Annotated in this window: 24 protein-coding genes and 1 tRNA gene; 19 read left to right on the forward strand and 6 right to left on the reverse strand. The window is 70.3% G+C overall.

Translation table 11 applies throughout. From position 1 onward, the window contains the following. Nucleotides 1-29 precede the first annotated feature (29 nt). The 6 genes from EHO50_RS35945 to EHO50_RS35965 all read left to right on the forward strand — a co-directional run bounded on the left by EHO50_RS35945 (nucleotide 30) and on the right by EHO50_RS35965 (nucleotide 3,928). Complete coding sequence (locus EHO50_RS35945) at nucleotides 30-623, forward strand: HhH-GPD-type base excision DNA repair protein (protein ID WP_128435429.1); 594 nt, start codon at nucleotides 30-32, stop codon at nucleotides 621-623. Nucleotides 624-1,083: 460 nt separating this feature from the next. Continuing rightward, nucleotides 1,084-1,764 carry an HdeD family acid-resistance protein gene (locus EHO50_RS35950; RefSeq protein ID WP_128435430.1) on the forward strand — a complete coding sequence of 227 codons (681 nt, stop codon included), beginning with the start codon at nucleotides 1,084-1,086 and terminating at the stop codon, nucleotides 1,762-1,764. Between the two features lie 86 nt (nucleotides 1,765-1,850). Continuing rightward, a complete protein-coding gene (locus EHO50_RS35955) occupies nucleotides 1,851-2,189 on the forward strand; it encodes a hypothetical protein (RefSeq protein ID WP_128435431.1) in 339 nt (112 codons plus the stop codon). 62 nt (nucleotides 2,190-2,251) lie between these two features. Then, a complete protein-coding gene (locus EHO50_RS44310; protein ID WP_164905046.1) occupies nucleotides 2,252-2,395 on the forward strand; it encodes a hypothetical protein in 144 nt (47 codons plus the stop codon). A gap of 478 nt (nucleotides 2,396-2,873) precedes the next feature. Then, nucleotides 2,874-3,170, forward strand: coding sequence for a type II toxin-antitoxin system VapB family antitoxin (locus EHO50_RS35960; protein WP_003999914.1), 297 nt, complete (start codon nucleotides 2,874-2,876; stop codon nucleotides 3,168-3,170). A 134-nt stretch (nucleotides 3,171-3,304) separates the two neighbouring features. Then, complete coding sequence (locus tag EHO50_RS35965; RefSeq protein WP_128435595.1) at nucleotides 3,305-3,928, forward strand: LytR C-terminal domain-containing protein; 624 nt, start codon at nucleotides 3,305-3,307, stop codon at nucleotides 3,926-3,928. A 107-nt stretch (nucleotides 3,929-4,035) separates the two neighbouring features. On the opposite strand, the gene upp is transcribed toward EHO50_RS35965, so the two are convergent. Beyond that, nucleotides 4,036-4,671 (reverse strand): uracil phosphoribosyltransferase, encoded by a 636-nt coding sequence (gene upp / locus EHO50_RS35970; RefSeq protein WP_128435432.1) that lies wholly within the window; start codon nucleotides 4,669-4,671, stop codon nucleotides 4,036-4,038. A 96-nt stretch (nucleotides 4,672-4,767) separates the two neighbouring features. Here upp and EHO50_RS35975 point away from each other — a divergent pair, with 96 nt between their 5' ends. The 9 genes from EHO50_RS35975 to EHO50_RS36015 all read left to right on the forward strand — a co-directional run bounded on the left by EHO50_RS35975 (nucleotide 4,768) and on the right by EHO50_RS36015 (nucleotide 10,078). Further along, nucleotides 4,768-4,962 (forward strand): hypothetical protein, encoded by a 195-nt coding sequence (locus EHO50_RS35975; RefSeq protein ID WP_128435433.1) that lies wholly within the window; start codon nucleotides 4,768-4,770, stop codon nucleotides 4,960-4,962. 314 nt (nucleotides 4,963-5,276) lie between these two features. Continuing rightward, the gene (locus tag EHO50_RS35980; protein WP_128435597.1) at nucleotides 5,277-5,807 is read left to right on the forward strand and encodes a tRNA adenosine deaminase-associated protein; all 531 of its coding nucleotides are present in this window, start codon (nucleotides 5,277-5,279) and stop codon (nucleotides 5,805-5,807) included. A 65-nt stretch (nucleotides 5,808-5,872) separates the two neighbouring features. After that, the gene (gene tadA, locus EHO50_RS35985; RefSeq protein ID WP_246101756.1) at nucleotides 5,873-6,304 is read left to right on the forward strand and encodes a tRNA adenosine(34) deaminase TadA; all 432 of its coding nucleotides are present in this window, start codon (nucleotides 5,873-5,875) and stop codon (nucleotides 6,302-6,304) included. A gap of 80 nt (nucleotides 6,305-6,384) precedes the next feature. After that, nucleotides 6,385-6,469, forward strand: a tRNA-Ser gene (locus tag EHO50_RS35990). An 85-nt stretch (nucleotides 6,470-6,554) separates the two neighbouring features. Then, nucleotides 6,555-6,734 (forward strand): hypothetical protein, encoded by a 180-nt coding sequence (locus EHO50_RS35995; RefSeq protein ID WP_128435435.1) that lies wholly within the window; start codon nucleotides 6,555-6,557, stop codon nucleotides 6,732-6,734. Nucleotides 6,735-6,743: 9 nt separating this feature from the next. Then, nucleotides 6,744-7,037: a Dabb family protein gene (locus EHO50_RS36000; protein ID WP_128435436.1), complete on the forward strand. Its 294-nt coding sequence runs from the start codon at nucleotides 6,744-6,746 to the stop codon at nucleotides 7,035-7,037. Between the two features lie 210 nt (nucleotides 7,038-7,247). Beyond that, nucleotides 7,248-8,114, forward strand: coding sequence for an RNA polymerase sigma factor SigF (locus tag EHO50_RS36005; protein ID WP_164905047.1), 867 nt, complete (start codon nucleotides 7,248-7,250; stop codon nucleotides 8,112-8,114). 268 nt (nucleotides 8,115-8,382) lie between these two features. Then, on the forward strand, nucleotides 8,383-9,294 hold the full coding sequence (locus EHO50_RS36010) for an RNA polymerase sigma factor SigF (RefSeq protein ID WP_128435437.1): 912 nt from the start codon (nucleotides 8,383-8,385) through the stop codon (nucleotides 9,292-9,294). Nucleotides 9,295-9,343: 49 nt separating this feature from the next. Beyond that, on the forward strand, nucleotides 9,344-10,078 hold the full coding sequence (locus EHO50_RS36015; protein ID WP_128435438.1) for a hypothetical protein: 735 nt from the start codon (nucleotides 9,344-9,346) through the stop codon (nucleotides 10,076-10,078). Between the two features lie 24 nt (nucleotides 10,079-10,102). On the opposite strand, the gene EHO50_RS36020 is transcribed toward EHO50_RS36015, so the two are convergent. After that, nucleotides 10,103-10,294, reverse strand: a complete 192-nt coding sequence (locus EHO50_RS36020; RefSeq protein ID WP_128435439.1) for a hypothetical protein — start codon at nucleotides 10,292-10,294, stop codon at nucleotides 10,103-10,105. A 206-nt stretch (nucleotides 10,295-10,500) separates the two neighbouring features. Here EHO50_RS36020 and EHO50_RS36025 point away from each other — a divergent pair, with 206 nt between their 5' ends. The 4 genes from EHO50_RS36025 (at nucleotide 10,501) to EHO50_RS36040 (ending at nucleotide 15,003) form a co-directional block, all read left to right on the forward strand. Then, nucleotides 10,501-10,950 carry a MarR family winged helix-turn-helix transcriptional regulator gene (locus tag EHO50_RS36025; protein ID WP_128435440.1) on the forward strand — a complete coding sequence of 150 codons (450 nt, stop codon included), beginning with the start codon at nucleotides 10,501-10,503 and terminating at the stop codon, nucleotides 10,948-10,950. A gap of 97 nt (nucleotides 10,951-11,047) precedes the next feature. Continuing rightward, nucleotides 11,048-13,489: an MFS transporter gene (locus tag EHO50_RS36030; protein WP_164905059.1), complete on the forward strand. Its 2,442-nt coding sequence runs from the start codon at nucleotides 11,048-11,050 to the stop codon at nucleotides 13,487-13,489. 112 nt (nucleotides 13,490-13,601) lie between these two features. Continuing rightward, on the forward strand, nucleotides 13,602-14,435 hold the full coding sequence (locus EHO50_RS36035) for a YceI family protein (RefSeq protein WP_128435442.1): 834 nt from the start codon (nucleotides 13,602-13,604) through the stop codon (nucleotides 14,433-14,435). A 97-nt stretch (nucleotides 14,436-14,532) separates the two neighbouring features. After that, nucleotides 14,533-15,003: a PPOX class F420-dependent oxidoreductase gene (locus EHO50_RS36040; protein ID WP_128435443.1), complete on the forward strand. Its 471-nt coding sequence runs from the start codon at nucleotides 14,533-14,535 to the stop codon at nucleotides 15,001-15,003. 279 nt (nucleotides 15,004-15,282) lie between these two features. Here the strand turns inward: EHO50_RS36040 and EHO50_RS36050 are convergent, their stop codons facing one another. From EHO50_RS36050 to EHO50_RS36065, 4 genes are all read right to left on the reverse strand, one after another. Next, complete coding sequence (locus tag EHO50_RS36050) at nucleotides 15,283-16,050, reverse strand: TetR/AcrR family transcriptional regulator (protein ID WP_128435444.1); 768 nt, start codon at nucleotides 16,048-16,050, stop codon at nucleotides 15,283-15,285. Between the two features lie 148 nt (nucleotides 16,051-16,198). Then, the gene (locus tag EHO50_RS36055) at nucleotides 16,199-17,692 is read right to left on the reverse strand and encodes an MFS transporter (protein ID WP_128435445.1); all 1,494 of its coding nucleotides are present in this window, start codon (nucleotides 17,690-17,692) and stop codon (nucleotides 16,199-16,201) included. 129 nt (nucleotides 17,693-17,821) lie between these two features. After that, nucleotides 17,822-20,077, reverse strand: a complete 2,256-nt coding sequence (locus tag EHO50_RS36060; RefSeq protein ID WP_128435446.1) for an ArnT family glycosyltransferase — start codon at nucleotides 20,075-20,077, stop codon at nucleotides 17,822-17,824. Continuing rightward, nucleotides 20,074-21,546 carry a bifunctional glycosyltransferase family 2/GtrA family protein gene (locus EHO50_RS36065; RefSeq protein WP_128435447.1) on the reverse strand — a complete coding sequence of 491 codons (1,473 nt, stop codon included), beginning with the start codon at nucleotides 21,544-21,546 and terminating at the stop codon, nucleotides 20,074-20,076. The genes EHO50_RS36060 and EHO50_RS36065 overlap by 4 nt, the downstream gene beginning before the upstream one ends. Nucleotides 21,547-21,560 lie beyond the last annotated feature (14 nt).

Below are 21,560 nucleotides of genomic sequence, written 5' to 3' on the forward strand. Positions count from 1 at the left end.
CTGAGGCGTGCAGGGGCATGATCGGGGCCATGGACGTCACCCTTCACCTCGCCCAGGACCCCGAGGCCGACGCGCTCCTCGGCCGCAGCCCGCTCGCCGCGCTGGTGGGCATGCTGCTGGACCAACAGGTCCCGATGGAGTGGGCGTTCAAGGGCCCCCGCACCATCGCGGACCGCCTCGGCGCGAACGACCTGGACGCGCACGACATCGCCGTCCAGGACCCGGAGACCTTCGCGTCCCTCCTCTCCGAGAAGCCGGCGGTGCACCGCTACCCGGGCTCGATGGCCAAGCGGATCCAGCAGCTGTGCCAGTACCTCGTCGAGCACTACGACGGTGACGCCGAGCTCGTCTGGAAGGGCGTCGAGGACGGCCGGGAACTGCTACGCCGCCTGGAGGCCCTACCCGGCTTCGGCAAGCAGAAGGCACAGATCTTCCTGGCACTCCTGGGCAAGCAACTGCAGGTGCGCCCCAAGGGCTGGCAGGAGGCCGCGGGCGCCTACGGCGAGCCCAAGTCCTTCCGCTCCGTCGCCGACATCACCGGCCCCGACTCCCTGGCCAAGGTACGAGCCCACAAACAGGAGATGAAGGCAGCGGCAAAGGCAGCGAAGGCAGCCGGCAAGTAACCCGCCGACAGCCATCCGACGGAGGGGCTCCAACCCAACGGCGCGGCGACAACCACCTGCCCGGGATGCGACAGCCCGCCGACCCGACGGCAACGCCCCATCCGGAAGCAGCCCGGCGACAGCCGTCCGGCGCGCAAGCGGCGCGGCACAGCCGTCCCGGCCGGGAGCCAGAACCCACCCACGAGCAGCCCAGGCCCGCCACCCGCCCCGGGGCCAGCCCGGCGGCAACCGTCCCGGCCGGGATCAACCCGGCGGACAACCCTCAGGCCCGAAAGCGGCCCGGCGACAGCCGTCCAGCCCGGGAGCGGCAGCCCCGCCCAGGAACAGCCGGCGGCAAGCACTCCACTCCGCAAACAGCCCGGCGGCAGCCATCCGCCCCGCCCGCAGCCCCTCCGGCAGCCGTCAGTCGACTGGCCCGCTCCAGATGGCGGGGTGGGCCGGGGCGTTCCCAGCATGGAGCATGAGTGAGGCACCGACCGGCTCTCCCTACGGCCGGGACTACGACGACCGCCGGGTGCACTCCGGTCACCCGCCCGGGCCGCCCGGGCCGGGGCCGTCCCATGAGCCCGAGCCGCCCTTCGAGGGACCGCTGCACGCCCTCTCCCGTGCCGCCTGGCAGATCGTCCTGCTCACCGGTGTCGCCTCGCTGGCCCTGGGCATCCTGGTCCTGGTCTGGCCGGGCGCCCCGCTCTTCGTCTCCGGTGTCCTGTTCGGCCTCTACCTCCTGATCAGCGGCGTGCTCCAACTGGTCTCCGCCTTCGGCACACACCGGACGACCTCGCTGCGGGTACTGGCCTTCATCAGCGGCTCCCTGTCCGTCGTCCTCGGCCTGTTCTGCTTCCGCCGCCCGATGCAGTCGATCCTGCTGCTCGCCCTGTGGATCGGCATCGGCTGGCTCATCCGCGGCATCACCCAGACCCTGGCCGCCGCCTCCGACAAGTCCATGCCGGCCCGCGGCTGGCACATCTTCCTCGGTGTCATCACCTTCGTCGGCGGCATCGTGCTGATCGACTCCCCGATCGAGTCGGTCACCGTGCTCATGCTGCTCGCCGGTTGGTGGCTCGTGGCGGTCGGCATCGTCGAGATCGTCACCGGCATCCGGATGCGGAAGCGGGCCCGCCAGGTCCCGCACGAGCTGTGATACGCGCCGCCGACCGATACGCCGTGCGGGCGGATCTCACCTCCGACGGGATGAACGCCGTACGGCCGCCGGGGAGATGACCTTCCGTGAGCACCGCTGCACGACGCCCCCTGCGCAGCCGCGCCTGGCTGCGGGCCCTCGTGCTGCTGCTCGTCCTGCTGGTGCCGGGCGCACACGCCCAGGCGCACGCCACGCACATGGCGTCCGGTGCCTCCGGTTCCTCCGGCGAGGTCGCCGAGCACGACGTCCTCGACACGGTCCTGCGGCCACCGGCCCGCCCCGACCGGCGCAACACCGTACGGCTGCGTCCCGCACCCCTGCCGAAGCCGGCGCCGCCCGGCGTCGGGGCATGCCCGCCCAGCCCCGCGCCGCCGCGGCCACCGCACGTTCCGCACATCCTGCGCACCGTGGTCCTGCGCTGCTGACAGACCTCCGCGTGACAGACCCCCGCGACGAGGTCAGCCAGTACGACACAAGGAGCACAGCCATGCCCATCGACCACTACGCGGTCCTGCGCGCCCTGCTGCGCGCGGAGGCTGCACGCAACACACCGAAACCGCAGGCGCAGGTGCACATGCAGGCGCAGAAGGAGAAGCCGCAGCGGCCCTCGAAGGAACGGGAGCGCGGCTGACGCCGGCGTGGGGGGGGGGGGGGGGGGGGGGCCCCCCCCCCCCCCCCCCCCCCCCCCCCCCCCCCCGCCGCCCTGTGTTCCCCGGCCCCTGTTCCCCTGCCCCGCAGGACGCCGGTAGCCTCTTGCGCGCCGACTCCCTGTCCACAGCCTGTGCATACCGCCCGTACAGCACCGTCACCGCGGCCTCGCCGGTACACCGCCCCCTTTCGGGCGAATCAGACGCACGGTCTGCGTGTTCAGCCGGTGCCACGGCCCCGGACCCGCCTTACTCAGGCCCCGGCTCCGCGCACGACCGACTCGCCCCCGCCGCAGGCCCGGATCCACGTCACGCGACGTCCATTCGGGTCCATTCCGGCTTCCGATCCGACCGCCGTTCCCGCACCCCTACCCGGTCTGTCCACTTTTGTCGCGTCTTTTCCAGCGCCGCACTCCGTCGCCATGGCTGCGCCCGGAAGGTCTTGACCGGTAGGCTTTCCGTGTGATCTTCAAGCGCATCGGAAACGGCCGGCCGTACCCCGACCACGGCCGGGAAAGCACCCGGCAGTGGGCGGACGTCGCGCCGCGCCCGGTCCGCCTCGATCAGCTCGTGACGACCAAGGGTCAGCTCGATCTGGAAACCCTGCTCGCCGAGGACTCGACGTTCTACGGCGACCTCTTCGCGCACGTCGTGAAGTGGCAGGGCGACCTGTATCTGGAGGACGGCCTCCACCGCGCGGTGCGCGCGGCGCTGCAGCAGCGCCAGGTGCTGCACGCGCGAGTCCTGGAACTGGACTGACCCCGGGCCGACACCCCCGCGCCGTCCCAGTTGCCCCTTTCGGGTTGGACTGAGCGGCGTCGAATGATCATCTAGTAGGCATTGCCGCCCGGGAGCACTACGCTGCGCTCATGAGCATGCTGACTCCCCAAGGCATGGGCGGCCAGTACCGCATCAAGGGGAACAAATACCCCCGGATGCGCCGTCGCCGACGGCGCGGCAGGCTCGTTGTCATCGCCGTCGCCTCCGTCGCCGTACTCGGCATGATCGGCTGGGGCACACTGCAGCTCATCGACCTGTTCACCGGGGGCGGCGGAAAGGCTTCGGCGGCCGGTACGAAGGCCGACTGCGGGGCCGGCGCGACCCCCTCGGCCACGCCCACGGCCAGGGCGGCACTGCCCAAGCCGGACAAGATCACCGTCAACGTCTTCAACGCCACGACCCGCAGCGGCCTCGCCAAGCAGACCGCGGACGAGTTGAAGAAGCGCGGCTTCAAGATCGGTGACGTGGGCAACGCGACGAAGCAGTTCGACAAGAAGGTCAAGGGCACCGGTCTACTGCTCGGCCCGGGCGCGGCCCTGGACACCTCGCTGCCCGTCCTCGCCACCCAGCTCAGCACCGCCGAACTCCGCACCGACGCCGCCCGCAAGGGCGCGGCCGTCGACCTGATCATCGGCGACAAGTTCAAAGAGCTGACGAAGAAGCCGGACGCCGACAAGGCGCTGACCGCACTGGCCAGCCCGGAGCCGACGTCCAGTTCTTCTCAGAATGGCTGCTGAGCAACGCCCTTAAGGGGCGCGGGGAACTGCGCGATCAGCCACAGCCGGCCCGCAGCCGCCAAACCACCGCACCCCCACGGACGAACAGGCGTTCGCCGTTCAGGCCCCTACTCAGCCGCGCCGTACAGGCGATCCCCCGCGTCCCCCAGCCCCGGCACGATGTACCCGTGCTCGTTGAGGTGATCATCCACCGCGGCCGTCACCACCGTCACCGGCGTCCCCGCCAGCTCCCGCTCCATGAGCTCAACGCCCTCGGGCGCGGCGAGCAACACGACCGCGGTCACGTCGTCGGCGCCGCGCTTGATCAGCTCCCGGATCGCCGCGACCAGCGTGCCACCCGTGGCCAGCATCGGGTCCAGCACGTACACCTGACGGCCGGAAAGGTCCTCCGGCATGCGCGAGGCGTATGTGGAGGCCTCGAGGGTCTCCTCGTTGCGGATCATGCCCAGGAAGCCCACCTCGGCGGTCGGCAGCAGCCGGACCATGCCGTCCAGCATGCCCAGGCCCGCCCGCAGGATCGGCACCACCAGGGGGCGCGGGTGGGAGAGCTTGACGCCGGTGGTTTCGGTGACCGGGGTCGTGATGTCGACCGCTTCGGTACGCACGTCCCGCGTGGCCTCGTAGGCGAGCAGGGTGACCAGCTCGTCGGCGAGCCGACGGAAGGTCGCGGAGTCGGTGCGCTGGTCGCGCAGCGTGGTGAGTTTGTGGGCGACCAGGGGGTGGTCGACGACGTGGAGACGCATGTCCACAACAGTAACGGTGCTCAGGTCCCCCTCGTGTTGGCGTCAAACCGCCCATCGGAGGGAAAGTGGGAGGGACGTACCGGGGGTGGTGAGCCTATGCCTGATCCTGAGTCGCCGGCGGATCCCACGCAGGACACACCGGAGGAGCCCGACGCCGCGCGCCGACGGCGCCGGGCCCAGTTCCTGCGGGACCTCGCCGAGGCCCGCGAACTGCGGGACCGCGTCCAGCCGCGCCGCGCCAAGGCGGCCCGCCTGCGCCACGCGATGCGTATGCGGACGTTCCGCTGGTAGAGGGAGGCGCCGGGGAAGATCCGCGGTCCTCGGGTGCGTTGCGGCGGTGGTCGTGCTTGGACACCTGGAAAAGCCGCGTACGATCCGCACGTGGCAGCAACGACTGTGCTGGTCGGTCCTTTACGGAGGTGCTCGCGCCTCTCTCGGGACAACGCGATCAAAACTGCCGGACACAGGGAGCCGAAGACGTCCCCTGAACGCCTTGTTTCTGCCACGATTCCGAGTGGGTGGGCTCGGAGCACAGCTCTCCCCACCCCCAACCTCCGCCGGGGGGACCCCCAACCGGCACGCCTATGACCAGTGGGAGAGTCACGGTGTACTTCGCCGCACTGCTCGCGCGCACCGAAGACGGGTGGGAAGCGAGCGACACAGAGCTCGACGATGTGGAAACCCTGTCGGACCTGGCCGAACTGGCCCGTGAAGCCTCCCCCGAGGACGACACGGTGCTGGTGCTCATCGAGCAGGAGGACGCCTGGTTCGGCGTCGTCCGGATCGACGGCGAGGACGACCCTCGGATCTACGTCTCGGACGCCGCCGCCGCAGCCCGCAGCAGTTACGGGGAGATCCTGCTCACCGACGAACTGCTCGGCAGGGAGCCCGGCGACGACAGCGCCGACCTGGACGCCCTGGACCTCGACGGCACCGAGGAGCCCGATGGCGACTCCGACGACGACGAGGACGGCGGCTCCGCGGAAGCCGTTCCGCACAGCCCCGTCGGCGATACCGAGATCCTCGACGACCTCGGCGTCAGCGAGAAGGAGCTGAAGGCCCTGGACGCCGAGGACGCGCTGGGCACGATCGCCGAGGCGCTGGGCGCCTCGGAGGTGCTGGAGACCGTCCGCTGACCTCGTTCGACCGGAGGTCGGCACCCGAGGTGCCCGACCCCGTACGCGACCGCTGGCGGGCCGCGATGCGGCTCGCCCTGGACGAGGCCGAACTGGCCGTCCGGGGCGGGGACGTCCCCGTCGGCGCCGTCGTGCTGGCCGCCGACGGTACGACCGTGCTCGGCGTCGGTCACAACGAGCGTGAGGCGACCGGCGATCCGACCGCCCACGCCGAGGTGCTGGCGATCCGGCGGGCCGCGGCGAAGGTCGGGGAGTGGCGGCTGTCCGGCTGCACGCTCGTCGTCACGCTGGAGCCCTGCACGATGTGCGCGGGCGCGATCGTGCAGTCCCGGGTGGACCGGGTCGTCTACGGCGCCCGCGACGAGAAGGCCGGCGCGGCGGGCTCCCTCTGGGACGTCGTCCGCGACCGGCGGCTCAACCACCGGCCCGAGGTGATCGAGGGCGTGCTCGCCGAGGAGTGCGCGCGGGTCCTCACCGACTTCTTCCGCGCCCGCTGACCCGGTGCCGCACCCCTGACCGGGGACGGGAGGGGAAACGGATTTCAGAGCACGGCCGACCGTGCTGTAAGGTCTCCCTCGGTAGCGTGTCCGAGCGGCCGAAGGAGCTCGCCTCGAAAGCGAGTGTGGCGCAAGTCACCGAGGGTTCAAATCCCTCCGCTACCGCTCTCCCGAAGGGCCCCGTCGAAAGACGGGGCCCTTCGTGCGATCATGTGCGGTCGATGGGGCAAATGTGACTGGGGAGGCCGCGATGGCGGTGAATTCGAAGAAGGCCGCCGTCTATGTGCTCGTGGTCTTCGTGCTCTACGTGATCATCACGGACCCGAGCAAGGCCGCGGACTACGTGCAGATAGGGTTCGAGGGCATATCGGACGCCGCCAAGGCCATCGGCGACTTCATGACGTGGATCGCCGACGGAGGCGACAGCTAGGGAGTGCTCATGATCCGCCACCTGGTCCTCTTCAAGCTCAACGAGGGCGTCGAGCGCGACGACCCGCGGGTGGTCGAGGGCGTCGAGGCGTTCCGCTCGCTCGAGGGCAAGATCCCCGAGATCCGGCACTGGGAGCTCGGCTGGAACATCAGCGACCGCCCCATCGCCTACGACTTCGCGATCAACTCCGCCTTCGACGACGCGGCCGCCCTGCGCACCTACGCGGAGCACCCCGAGCACCAGGCGGGCGTCACATTGTGGCGGGAGTTCGCCACCTGGGTGATCGCCGACTACGAATACTGAGCCACTGCGTCCCGGATCCACCCGGGCCCATCCGGATCTTCCTGGAGCCCTCCGCCGGACGGCGGGGGGCTTTCGCGTGCCTCAGCCCGGATTCATCCTCCGGTTCCACCCCCGGATCCATCCCCAACACGGCGTTATGCGGTGCTTGCACACGGTGGACATGTCTTGTGATGCTATGACCGCTTTTGACGGATGAGTTGATGTGAGTTGATGGATCACGAGGTGGAGTTGACCGTGCCGGCCAGTACTGCGCCTCAAGCCCCGGCCCAGGAGGACATCCCCGCGGACCCGCCCGCGCCCACACCGCCCCGCAGTCGCGGCGCCGACACCCGCGCGCTCACCCAGGTGCTCTTCGGCGAGCTGAAGGAGCTGCAGCCGGGCACGCCGGAGCACAACCGCGTGCGCGGGGCGCTCATCGAGGCCAACCTCCCGCTCGTGCGCTACGCGGCCGCCCGCTTCCGCTCCCGCAACGAGCCGATGGAGGACGTGATCCAGGTCGGCACCATCGGGCTCATCAACGCCATCGACCGCTTCGACCCGGACCGGGGCGTGCAGTTCCCGACGTTCGCGATGCCGACGGTCGTCGGCGAGATCAAGCGGTACTTCCGCGACAACGTCCGCACGGTCCACGTCCCGCGCCGGCTGCACGAGCTGTGGGTCCAGGTCAACAGCGCGACCGAGGATCTGACGACGGCCTTCGGGCGCACCCCGACGACCGCCGAGATCGCCGAGCGGCTGCGCATCACCGAGGACGAGGTGCTGTCCTGCATCGAGGCCGGGCGGTCGTACCACGCCACCTCGCTGGAGGCCGCACAGGAGGGCGACGGGCTGCCGGGGCTACTGGACCGGCTCGGCTACGAGGACCCCGCCCTGGACGGCGTGGAGCACCGGGACCTGGTCCGGCATCTGCTGGTGCAACTCCCCGAACGCGAGCAGAGAATCCTGCTCCTGCGCTACTACAGCAACCTCACCCAGTCGCAAATCAGTGCGGAACTCGGGGTCTCCCAGATGCACGTTTCGAGGCTACTCGCGCGTAGCTTCCAGCGACTGCGTTCGGCGAACCGAATCGACGCGTAACCGCAAACAGGAGCGACCGGTAACCGTCACGAGCGAATCGCTCACCAGGGCGGATCCCGACAGTTCTGCGTTGAAACACCGTCAGACCCCCTTTATCCAGGGCGGATTCAAGTCTCACATGTCGACATGTCACTACAGCGTGTTGCCGACATGTGACATTCTTCGGGAAGCGCGTTTGCCGTGGCTTCGGCTCCGGTATTCAGGTGAAGGCTGGCGTTCCTCGATCGGAGCGTTCGCCACGACCGTCCCGCGACCCAAAGGGGGTGGCATGTCCGCAGACCAGGGCAGCTCGAAGGTGCTCACGCTCACGAAGAGCGAGTCCGCGCCCGACGCCGCGCTCGACGACGTACCGGCCCTCGAGGCCGTTCCGGCACCGGCCGTCCCGGCCGATGACGTCCCGGCTTGGCCGACCACGGCGAATATCGACACCCGCACCCTTTCCCGCTCCCTGTTCCTGCGGCTCGCCGCCCTGGACGAGAACAGCCCCGAGCGCGCATACGTCCGGGACACCCTGATCGAGCTCAACCTCCCGCTGGTGCGCTACGCGGCGGCCCGCTTCCGCTCGCGCAACGAGCCGATGGAGGACATCGTCCAGGTCGGCACCATCGGCCTGATCAAGGCGATCGACCGCTTCGACTGCGAACGGGGCGTGGAGTTCCCGACGTTCGCGATGCCGACGGTCGTGGGCGAGATCAAGCGGTTCTTCCGCGACACCTCGTGGTCGGTGCGCGTCCCGCGCCGGCTCCAGGAACTGCGGCTGGCCCTCACCAAGACCAGCGACGAGCTCTCCCAGAAGCTCGACCGCTCCCCGACCGTCACCGAACTCGCCGCCGCGCTCGGCGTGTCCGAGGAGGACGTCGTCGACGGCCTCGCGGTCGGCAACGCGTACACGGCCTCCTCGCTGGACTCCCCGGCCCCGGAGGACGACGGCGGCGAGGGCTCCCTGGCCGACCGGCTCGGCTACGAGGACACCGCACTGGAGGGTGTCGAGTACCGCGAGTCCCTCAAGCCCCTCCTCGCCAAACTCCCGCCCCGCGAGCGCCGGATCATCATGCTGCGCTTCTTCGCCAACATGACCCAGTCGCAGATCGGCGAGGAGGTCGGCATCTCCCAGATGCACGTCTCCCGACTGCTGACCCGGACACTGGCGCAGCTGCGCGAGGGCCTGATCTCCGACTGACCCCTTCCGTCCCCTTCATATTTGACGGAGCGTCAGCCACCATGGCCGGATGCTTCGCTCACCATGGACGACATGGACACATGGCCGTCGGTGCGCCCTGCTGGGCGCGTCGGCGGCCGTCGTCTGTCTGGGCGGGGCGCTGGCCGCATGCGGAGGCGGCGGAGGCGGTGACGGGTACGTCGCGACGGGGGCGGCGGGCGGCCCACCGAGGGTGTCCGGTACGGCGGTCGCGCCGACGGGTGAGGTGACACTGGTGCCGCTCGACGAGCCGCAGAGCGGTGGCGGCGAGTGGAGCAACTCCCCTGGACGGGAGAAGAGTCAGGGGCCGGTTTCCCCCGGGGGAACGGAGCGCGAGGGAATGCGGAGCCCTGCTCAGCAACGCCCGAGCGACACCCCTGCCCCCGCAGTCACGCCGGCTGACTCCGCCGCACCGCCGGGCAGTTCACCCGTACCCTCGGCCCCCGCGACCACCCCGTCGCCCGCGAAGCTCACCGTGAGCGCCCCCGATCGGGAGCCCACCGACAAGCGCTGGTGCGAGAAGGTGACCCTCGACTTCCACAACGCGGGCGGCACGGCCGTGCGCTCGGGCACCGTCACCTTCGGCACCCACGTCATCGGCGCGCTCGGCATCGACTGGACGACGGTGGAGTCGACGGAGGAACTCCCGGCGCCGATCGGGGCCGGGGCGCGCAAGGAGAAGACCTGGACGGTGTGCGTCGACGCCTGGCGCGTGCCGCTCGGCATGCACATCGAGACGCGGGACGTCACCGTCCGGTGGAAGTGAACGTGGAAGTGAACTGGGCAGCGACTACTTGAGCGCCAGCCAGGCCACCGCCGCCACGATCACCACGGCGGCGATCACGCCGACGATCAGACCGAGGCGCGGGCCGGAGGAGGCCTGCTGCTGCCGGCCCTGCGGGGCCTCGTCGACGAACGCGCGGAACATCTGGGTGTTGCCGGCGGGGTCGTGGTTGCCCTGGGGGCCCTGGGTGTTAGCCATGGCCTGAGACCCTAGCGAATCCGCCCGTTCGGCCCAAGTGGGGGCTCCCGCCCTGCACAGGGGGTCACAGGACCCACCCCACCTGCACATTTACGGTCGCAATACTTGCCTTTGCCAAGTTTTTGCGGCACGCGAAGCCCGTTTTGTTTGCCTGTAGCAACCAATAACTCCTATGGTTGCCCTAAGCAACAAATGACGGAGGTGTGATGGCCGAGCAGGCGCAGTACGAGGAGCTGGTGCGCCAGTTCAGCGCCTTCGGCGCCGTGAAACGGGAGATGGGACGGACGCTGCCGTCCGACTGCCCCTCCGGTTCCGCCGCCGTACTGACGTTGCTGGCCCGCCACGGGGAGATGCGCATGAGCAAGCTCGCGGAGCTGCTCGCCGTGGACATGTCGGTCACCAGCCGCCATGTCGCCCACGTCGCCGAGCGCGGCTGGATCGAGCGCTCCCCCGACCCGGCGGACAAGCGAAGCCGCATCCTCCGCCTCACCCCGGCCGGTGAGGGCCGGGTGCGGGAGATGTCCCGGCGGACCACGCAGCTGCTCGCCGAGCGGCTGAGCGACTGGACCGACGACGACGTCGCCGCGCTCACCCGACTCATGGCCCGGCTGAGGGCCAGCTTTGACGACTGCCGTACACCCGCGATCACCCAGTAAGAGCCGTAAGAGAAGGAAGCCCATGGCAACGACCACACCAGCCGGTGTGCGGGCCCACGCCAAGCACTCAGGAGGGCCGTCCGCCGACGGCGCTCCGATGTCGCACCGGCAGATCATGGAAGCGCTGACCGGGCTGCTGCTCGGCATGTTCGTGGCGATCCTGTCGTCGACGATCGTCTCCAACGCCCTGCCCGACATCATCAAGGACCTCGGCGGCGGCCAGAGCGCCTACACCTGGGTGGTCACCGCGTCGCTGCTGGCGATGACCGCGTCCACCCCGCTGTGGGGCAAGCTCGCCGACCTGTTCTCCAAGAAGCTGCTGATACAGCTGGCCCTCGTCATCTTCGTGGCCGGCTCCGCGCTGGCCGGTCTCTCGCAGAACGCCGGGATGCTCATCGCGTTCCGCGCTGTGCAGGGCATCGGCATGGGCGGTCTGTCGTCGCTGGCCCAGATCATCCTGGCCGCGATGATCTCCCCGCGTGAGCGCGGCCGCTACAACGGCTACCTCGGCGCCACCTTCGCCACCGCGATGGTCGGCGGCCCGCTGATCGGCGGCGTCATCACCGACACCGACTGGCTCGGCTGGCGCTGGTGCTTCTACGTCGGCGTGCCCTTCGCCGTCATCGCCCTGATCGTGCTCCAGCGCACCCTGCACCTCCCGGTCGTGCGCCGGAAGGTCAAGGTCGACTGGGCGGGCGCCTTCTTCATCACCGCCGCGGTCTGCCTGCTGCTGGTCTGGGTGACCTTCGCCGGTGACAAGTACGACTGGGTGTCCGGTCAGACGTACGCGATGACGGGTGGCGCGCTCGCGCTGCTGCTGATCTTCATCTTCGTCGAGTCCAAGGCGAGCGAGCCGATCATCCCGCTGCGCCTGTTCCGCAACCGCACCATCACCCTCGCCTCGCTGGCCTCCCTCTTCGTCGGCATCGCGATGTTCGCGGGCACGATCTTCTTCAGCCAGTACTTCCAGCTGGCCCGCAACGAGTCGCCGACCATGTCCGGCGTCCTGACCATCCCGATGATCGTCGGCCTGTTCATCTCGTCGACCGTCTCCGGCCAGGTCATCACCCGCACCGGCCGCTGGAAGGCCTGGCTGCTCGCCGGCGGTGTGCTGGTGACGGCGGGCCTCGGACTGCTGGGCACGATCCGCTACGACACCGAGTACTGGCACGTCGCGATCTTCATGGCCCTGCTGGGTCTCGGCGTCGGCATGATGATGCAGAACCTGGTCCTGGCCACGCAGAACCAGGTGGACCCGAGCGACCTGGGCGCCGCCAGCTCGGTGGTGAACTTCTTCCGGTCCCTGGGCGGCGCCATGGGCGTCTCGGCCCTCGGCGCGGTCCTGAGCCACCGCATCACCCACTACGCCGAGGAGGGCCTCGCCAAGCTCGGCGTACAGGGCTCCTCGGGCCACGGGGAGATCCCGGACCTCGACGCGCTGCCCGCCCCCGTCCGCACGGTCATCGAGAGCGCGTACGGCCACGGCGTCGCGGACGTCTTCCTGTACGCCGCGCCGATCGCCTTCCTCGCCCTCCTGTTCGCCCTGTTCATCAAGGAGGTCCCGTTGAAGACGAAGGGCGCCCTGGCCCAGGCCGCCGAGGGCAGTGAGCCCGCGACGCCGCAGCCCGCCGAGGCTGCCGCGCCGGCCGCCGCACAGGAGCGGGTCCCGAGCTGGGCCGCCGCCACCTCCGACACCGAGGCCGCTCCCGACGGCACCCAGAAGCTCGCCGCCGTCGCCACGGTGGCCCGCCCCGAGGAGACCACCGGCGCGTCCGGCGGCGTCCCGGTCCGCGGCTTCGTGCGGGGCGCCGAGAGCGCGCCCGTGCCGCAGGCGGCGGTCACGCTGATCTCGCTCGCCGGTCGGCAGCTGGGCCGGTCGGTGGCGCAGGCCGACGGTTCGTACGCGGTCGACGCGCCGGGTGCGGGTTCGTACGTCCTGATCGCCTCCGCCGACGGCTTCCAGCCGCAGGCCTCCACGATCGTCGTGAACGGCGACGAGCCGGTGTCGTACGACGTCCTGCTCAGCGGCACCAGCGGCCTGAGCGGCGTCGTCCGGACGGCGCAGAGCGCGCTGCCGGTCAAGGACGCGATGGTGATCGTCACCGATGTGCGCGGCGATCTGCTGGCCACCGCCGCCACCGGTGAGCAGGGCGAGTTCAGCTTCGCCGAGCTGGTGCCGGGTGCCGTGACCGTCGCGGTGAACGCCGCCGGGTTCCGGCCGCGCGCCCTGCCCGTCGAGATCGGCGGCACCGGGGTCACCCGGATCGAGGTCGACCTCGAGTCGGGCGCCCAGGTCCAGGGCGTGGTCCGGGCACCGTACGGCGCGCTGGCCGACGCCCGGGTGACCCTGGTCGACGCGGCGGGCAACGTCGTGGGCACGGCGACGACCGGTCCAGACGGGGCGTACGCCTTCACCGACCTGGACGGCGGCGAGTACACGGTCATCGCGACGGGTTACCCGCCGGTGGCCACGGCCCTGACGGTGACCGGCCGCGGCGTCGACGACCACGACATCGAACTCGCCCACCCCGGCGAGTAACACAAACCCCGGCCCGTGGCGGGCGGCGCGCTCTGAGCGGAGGTGTGTCCGCCCGCCACGGGTCGGCTTCTTTTATGGCCAATTTGTAAGTCTTTGCAGGGAGTTGGACGGGATGGGGCTGACGGGACTGACCGCGAGGATCCGCACCCGGGACGGATGGGCCGTGTCGCACGCGGTCGTCACGGTGACCGACATGACCGGCGCGCAGGTGCTTCGGGCGGAGGCCGACGCGGAGGGGGCCGTACGGGACGCGAATCCCCTCCCCCCGGGGGCGTACACCGTCATCGTCACCGCCGTCGGCTACGCGCCCGCCGCCGCGAGTGCGATCGTCACGGCGAGCGGGCGGGCCGAGGTCGGCACGGTGACGCTGGCCCGGCAGGGCGGGACCGAGCTGCCGCCGCCGGGTCCCTGGACCGTGGACCCGGCGCACTCCACGGTGGGTGCGGTGGCCCAGCACCTGGGGATCTCCAGCGTGCACGGGCGGTTCACGGACTTCGCCGCGGCCATCGAGATCGCGCCGGACGACGTCACCAAGTCCCGGGTGGAGGCGGTGATCCGGGCCGACTCGATCGACACGGGGAACGCGATGCGGGACGGGCACTTGAAGTCGGCGGACTTCCTGGACGTGGAGAAGTATCCCGAGATCACGTATCGGTCGACGGGGGTCACGGCGGCCACGGGCTCGGATCGCTGGACGGTGCATGGCGAGCTGGGCATGCACGGTGTCGTACGGCCCGTGGACCTGGACCTGGCCTATCTCGGTACGGGGGCCGACCCGTGGGGCGGGACGCGGGCGGCGTTCCGGGCGACGGCGGAACTGCATCGGGACGACTTCGCCATGAACTACAACCAGGTGGTGCAGGCGGGCATCGCGGCCATCGGTACGACGCTGAAGGTGGAGCTGGACATCCAGGCGGTGCAGGGGGAGTCTTTGCCGCAAGGGTGAGCGAGGGAGAAGCCATGGGTGAGAAGCATGGGTGAGAAGCGAGGGTAAGCACGGCAGGGTCACGCTGAGCGGGCTGACCCGGCCCTAGGCTGACGCCATGGCACCGAACATCGCGACCAATACGCGCGTATCGCTCGACGAGCTGCTCGACTTCGTACGTCCCCGTCATCGCGCCATCCTGCTCACCCGGCGGGCGGACGGGGGCCCGCAGGCCTCGCCGTTGACCTGTGGGGTCGACGACTCGGGGCGGATCGTGGTGTCCACGTATCCCGAGCGGGCCAAGACGCGGAACGCCAAGCGGGATGCGCGGGTGAGCCTGATCGTGCTGAGCGACGACTGGAACGGGCCGTGGGTGCAGATCGACGGTGCCGCCGAGGTCATCGACTCGCCGGAGTCCGTGGAGCCGCTCGTGGAGTACTACCGGAACATCGCCGGGGAGCATCCGGACTGGGACGAGTACCGGGCGGCGATGGTGAAGCAGGGGAAGTCGATCATTCGGGTCACGCCGGAGAAGTGGGGGCCGGTGGCGACGGGTGGGTTCCCGGCGCGGCTTGTTCCGCAGGGGTGAGTGCGAGGCCTGCGTTTCTCGCCCCCGCCGCCCCTACCCGTCCCGTCCTCCAGGGGCTGCCGCCCCTTCGACCCCGCCTTCTGGGGGCTGCCGCCCCCAGACCCCCGCTTCGGCCCTGAAGGGGCCTCGTCCTCAAACGCCGGACGGGCTGGATGATGCTGGCCGGCGCTGAGAAGCGAAGCCCCCAGCGGGTGGGTGGGGGATCGGGATGGTGACGGCCTCGTCCTCAAACACCGGACGGGCTGGAATGCCTGGGCCGGCGCTGGAAGGAGGGGGCTCTTAGTTGTCCTTGGTTCGCGTCACCATCGTCTCGATGCCGGCGACCAGTAGGTCCAGGGCGAACTCGAAGTCCCGTTCCCACATCTCCTCGACCGTGTCGCCGCCGCGGGCCTCCATGAGTTCTGCGGACTCCTGGACCATCTCGGCGGCTTCCGGGGCCTGTGTCACCGTGGTCATGGCGTGCTGGAAGTAGGCGTCCGGGGTCATGCCGAACGCCGTGCTGCGGGCGATGAAATGGCCCTCGATCGTGCCGAAGCCGTACACGAACTGGAAGACGGCGGAGATGGCGGCGACCAGGCCGTGCGCGGGCAGGCCGGTCTTGCGGATGACTCGCTGGACGTGGCGGGAGAAGGCGAGGCTGTTCGGGCCGATGTTGATGTACGTGCCGATCAGCGGCGACAGCCAGGGGTGACGGACCAGCAGGTCGCGGTAGCCGCGGGCCAGTGCGCGCAGCTGGTCGTGCCAGTCCTCGTCCGCCTCCGGGTCCGGCAGCGTCAGTTCGCCGAACGCGGCGTCGAGAGCGAGTTCGAGGAGGTCGTCCTTGGTGTCGACGTACCAGTAGACGGACATCGCGGTCACGTTCAGCTCGGCGGCAAGCCGCCGCATGGAGAACTTGGCCAGCCCGTCGGCGTCCAGCAACCGGACGGTGGCCGCGGTGATGCGGTCACGGTCGAGCCCGGAGGGCTGGCCCCCGCCGCGCCCACCTCGACGCTCTTTGCCCTCCAGCCAGACGCTGGTCCGCGCGGACTGCCGGGCTGCCCTCACCATCGCGCACCCTTCCTAGACATTCGAAACGCCGGTCACGGGACGCGCCCCTTCAGGGGCGCGGGGCTGTACTCATTTTGCGGCTCCGCCGCGTGGGCACGACCAGCCACAACGGCCCCGCAGTCGCCCTCCAACCGTATGCCCCGAGCTCCTAGGCGGACTCTGCCCGCTCAGCACGCCGAAGCAACGCCGCAGCGACCACACCCCCGGCCAGCACAGCCACCGCCCCCACCAACTGACTGGTCTCCAGCCCGGAGGCGAAGGCGTCAGTAATACGTGCCCTCTCCTCCACCGACCCTGCCCCAGCCAACGCCCCCGGCAGGGAACTCGCCGCCACCGGAATCAGCGCGGCGAAGCGGGAGTTGAGCACCGCCCCGAGCACCGCGACGCCCAGCCCCTGCCCGAACTCCGCCACCGTGCCGTTGATGCCGGCGCCGACCCCGGCCTTCTCCGGCGGAATCGAGCTCATGATCGCGTGCGCCATCGCCGGGCTGGCGATCGCGGCGCCCGCGCCGATGAGCACCAGGCCCAGCAACGTGCCCGGATACCCGTGCTCGGTGAGCGTCGCGATCGAGACGAGGCCGGCGGCCATCGCCGTCATGCCCAGCCCGATGGAGACGGGAGTCCCGAGCCTGCCCGACCACTTGGCCGACAGACCGGTGAAGTTCAGCACCACGATCATCAACGCCAGCGGCGCCGTGCGCAGCCCCGCCTCCAGCGGGCCGTAGCCGAGCACGAACTGCATGTGCTGGGTGAGGAGGAAGAGCGAACCGCCCATTCCGAAGGTGATCAGCACCGCTCCCGCCACCGCTCCCGTGAAACGGCGGTTCCTGAAGAAGTGCATGTCGAGCATGGGGTACGGGATCCGGCTCTCCCAGTACGCGAAGCCGGCCAGCACCACGACCGCGACGGCCGCCGACACCAGCACCCGGCCGGACGTCCAGCCGTGCTCGGGTCCGGAGATGATCGCGAAGACCAGCGAGGACATGCCGATCGTGGACAACAGGGCGCCGAACAGGTCGGGGCGGTCGCCCTGCGGGTTCTTCGACTCGGGGACCAAGGCGACGACGGCCACCAGGCCGAGCGCCGCGACCGGCAGGTTGATCAGGAAGATCGCTCCCCACCAGAAGTGGTTCAGCATGAAGCCGCCGATGAGCGGTCCGGTCGCGAAGCCCAGCGAGTTCACGGCCGCCCAGATGCCGATCGCCTTCGGCTGCTCCTCGGGGGTGAAGATCTGCATCGCCACGGCGAGCGTCGTGGTCATCAGCAGTGCGCCGCCGACGCCCATACCGGCCCGTGCGGCGATCAGCTGGCCGGAGCTGTCCGCCAGCCCCGCCACCAGCGAGCCGATCCCGAACAGGGCGAGGCCCGTGACCAGCATCTTCTTACGGCCGTAGCGGTCGGCGGCGCTGCCCGCGGTCAGCAGCAGGCCGGACTGCACGAGCGAGTACGCGTTGATCATCCACTGGATGTCCGAGGTGGCGGCGCCCAGTTCGCTGGTCAGCGAGGGGATGGCCACGTTCAGGATCGTGTTGTCGAGCAGCACGGTGAGCTGGGCGAGGCAGATGACGCCGAGGATCAGCCAGCGTTGGGGGTGGCCGCCCTGGGCCGGGACGAGGGCTTTTTCCTGGGGGGACGTCGACATGCCGTACACCGTAGAACACCTCCCATACGCTGTACAACGGAGATTCTCGGACAGGAGAGAGGGCGGTGGCCACGCACGGCCACCGCCCTCTTGTCTCCGGCTGCTTCACCGGCTACTGCACCGGTTACGTCAGCTGCTCGCCTTCTGCGTCAGGTCGTAGAAGGTCGCCGAACCGACCGTCACCTGCTTGAAGTTGGCCTCGACCCACTCGGTGATCTGCGAGGACGTGCCGCTGCTGCTGCCGCCCATGCCGCCGCCACCGGAGCCGCTGGAGATGAAGTAGTGGATCTTGCCTTCCGCCACGTACTTCTTGAACTGCGCCGGCGTCGGGGACGGGTCGGTGCCGTTGAAGCCGCCGATCGCCATGACCGGGTCGCCGGTGGAGAGCTGGTAGCTCGCGGCGTTCTGGGCGCCGATGGCCGCGGCGACCCAGGTGTAGTCGTCGGCGTTGGTCTCCAGCAGCTTCTTGGCCTCGTCGCTGACGCTGGCGCCGTTGAGCAGACCGCCCATGCCGCCACCGCCGCCGTCACCCCTCCCGCCGCCGGGCATGCCGCCCTGCTGGTTCTGGGTGTTGCCGTTGCCGTTCTGCTGGTTCTGCTGGCCGGGCATGCCGCCGCCGGGGAAGCCGTTGCCGTTCTGCTGGCTCTGGCCACCCTGCTGGTTGTTCTGACCCTGCTGGTTCTGTTGGTTCTGGCCGGGCATGCCGCCCCCACCGGGGCCGCCCATGCCTCCGCCACCGCCGCCACCTCCGGGGCCGCCACGGCCGCCCGCGACAGCGGGGCCGGCGGTGACGATCGAGCCGGTGTGGCCCACGTTCAGTGTGGTGAGGGTGTACGCGGTCGGGCCGGCCAGCGCGGCGGTGAGACCCAGGCCGACGACCGCCATGGTCAGTTGACGTCCGAGCTTGCCGGCGAAGATCAGGCCCAGCGCCGCCGTCAGACCGCCGACCAGGACCAGCCACTTCAGCCAGGGCAGGTAGTCGGAGGAGCGGTTGAGCAGGACGTAGCCCCAGACCGCCGTGGCCGTCATCGCGGCCGCCAGGGACAGCGACGCCCACATCTTGCCGCGCTCCTCCCAGAGCTTGGCCGCGCCCATGCCGATCAGCGGGGCGATGTAGGGGGCGAGGGCCACCGTGTAGTACTCGTGGAAGATGCCCTGCATGTAGCTGAAGACCAGCATGGTCGTGATCAGCGCGCCGCCCCAGACCAGGAACGAACCGCGCGTCACCGACGTACGGCCTGCCATGGGGGTCCCCCCGCGCGAGGTCGTTCGAGCGTGGGGGAGTGTGGCCACCAGGCCCGCGATCAGCAGGATCAGCGCGGCCGGGATCAGCCAGGAGATCTGGCCGCCGATGCTGGAGCTGAACAGGCGGTCCCAGCCGGTCTCGCCCCAGTTGCCGCCGCCGTTGCCGCCACCGCCGCCGCCGACGCTGCCGGTCTCGTCGCCGTTGAGCCGGCCGAGGCCGTTGTAGCCGAAGGTCAGCTCCAGGAAGGAGTTGTTCTGCGAGCCGCCGATGTAGGGGCGGGAGGAGGCGGGCCACAGCTCGACGACGGCGACCCACCAGCCGCCGGAGACGACGATCGCGGCCAGGCCCGCGGCGAGCTGGCCGATCCGCTTCTTCACCGTCACCGGGGCGCAGACGCCGTAGACGAGGGCCAGCGGCGGCAGGATGAGGAAGGCCTGGAGGGTCTTTGCGAGGAACGCGAAGCCGATCGCGACACCCGCCCACACCAGCCACTTCGTACGGCCGTCCTCCAGCCCTCGGATGACGAAGTAGCAGGCCACGGCCATCAACAGGGCCAGCATCGCGTCCGGGTTGTTGAACCGGAACATCAGCGCCGCGACGGGGGTGAGCGCGAGCACCGCGCCCGCGATCAGGCCGGCCGCGGGGCTGAACCGGCGGCGTACGGCCGCGTAGACGACGGCGACCGTGCCGACGGCCATGAGGACCTCGGGGAGGAGGATCGCCCAGGAGTGGAGGCCGAAGAGGCGCACCGACAGGGCCATCGGCCACAGGGCGGCCGGCGGCTTGTCGACGGTGATGGCGTTGGCCGCGTCCAGCGAGCCGAAGAAGAAGGCCTTCCAGGACTGGCTGCCTGCCTGGACGGCCGCCGAGTAGAAGGAGTTGGCGTAGCCGGAGGCGCTCAGGTTGTAGAGGTAGAGGAGGAGCGTGGCGAGGAGGAGGCCGAGGAAGGCCGGGCGGGCCCAGCGCGGGTCCTCGGGGCGACCGCGCCACAGCCGCCGTACGAAGGGCTGCTCGGGTTCACCGGCGTCGGGGGCCGGGGTGGCGGGCTGGGAGGTTGTCGGGGCGCCGGTCGGGGGTCGGCCCCAAGCGTCGGGACTCGTTTCTCTGTCCTGCGTCGACTGGTCGTAGTGGATCGTCATCGGGAGTCCCTCGAGTCGGTGTCGTGCGGGCGCACCGGCTGCAGCTGCATGGTGGCGTCCCGCCAGGTGCCGTTCGCGGCGTCCGCGGCTTCACCGGCGCGGAACTGAGCGGTCTCGTACGTGTACTGGGGTGTGCGCTGCGGCAGCGGGCCGTAGTTCTGCGGGAGCTGCTGAGTGGAGTAGGTCGGCGAGGACGGGCTGTGCGAGGCGACCACCGTCGACGGGGTGTCCTGTCGGTCCGGGAACACCCACGCCCGGAAGAGGAGGAAGCGCAGCACCGTCGCCGCGAGGTTGGCGGCGATGAGGACCGCCAGTTCGGTGGAGTGCGCGGGGTCGGACGTGGCCGCGTTGAGGGCGGCCAGGGAACCGCTGGTCAGGGCGAGGCCGATGCCGAAGACGACCAGGCCCTGCGCCTGGTGCCGGACGGCGCCGCCGCGGCCGCGTACCCCGAAGGTGAGGCGCCGGTTGGCCGCGGTGTTGGCGATCGCGGAGACCAGCAGGGCGAGCGCGTTGGCTGTCTGCGAGCCGGAGAAGACCCGGAAGCCGCTGTAGAGGAGCAGGTAGAACAGGGTGGACAGGCCGCCGACGACACAGAAGCCGACGAGCTGGCGGGCCAGGCCCTTGGGTACGTCCTTGATCTCGCGGTCGCGCGGGTCGTCGCCGAAGGGGCGGGTGATCCGGTCCAGTGGCAGCGAGCCGGTGGCCAGGGCCTTGCCGACCCGCCACACGCCCTTGAGGTCGTCGGTCGCCGTCTTCACTATGTGGACCGTGGAGTCGGGGTCGTCGACCCAGTCCACCGGCACCTCGTGGATACGCAGGCCCGCGCGCTCGGCGAGCACCAGCATCTCGGTGTCGAAGAACCAGCCGGTGTCCTCCACCAGCGGCAGCAGCACCTGGGCCACATCCCTGCGGATGGCCTTGAAGCCGCACTGGGCGTCCGAGAAGCGGGCCTGGAGCGAGCCGCGCAGGATGAGGTTGTAGGCGCGGCTGATGAACTCCCGCTTGGGCCCGCGCACCACGCGTGAGCTACGGGCGAGCCGGGAGCCGATCGCGAGGTCCGAGTGGCCGGAGATCAGCGGTGCCACCAGCGGCAGCAGGGCGTTGAGATCGGTGGACAGGTCCACGTCCATGTAGGCGAGGACCGGGGAGTCCGAGGCGGACCAGACGGTCCGCAGCGCCCGGCCGCGGCCCTTCTGCTCCAGCCTGAAGGACTTGACCTCGTCGAGCTCCGCCTCCAGCCGCGACGCCACCAGCGGGGTGGTGTCCGTCGACGCGTTGTCCGCGATCGTGATGCGGAACGCGTACGGGAAGGTGCGCTTGAGGTGCTCGTGCAGTCTCAGCACACACGGCTGGAGGTCCTTCTCCTCGTTGTAGACGGGGATCACTACGTCCAGGACAGGCGTACCGGCGGCTGCGGCCGGGAGGTGCTCCCGCGCCGGCAGGGTGCCGGGAGAAAGGTCGGTTCGCATGGAACCGACTTTCG

Origin of the sequence: Streptomyces cyaneus, assembly GCF_004028635.1 — a bacterium.
GTDB lineage: Bacteria > Actinomycetota > Actinomycetes > Streptomycetales > Streptomycetaceae > Streptomyces > Streptomyces cyaneus.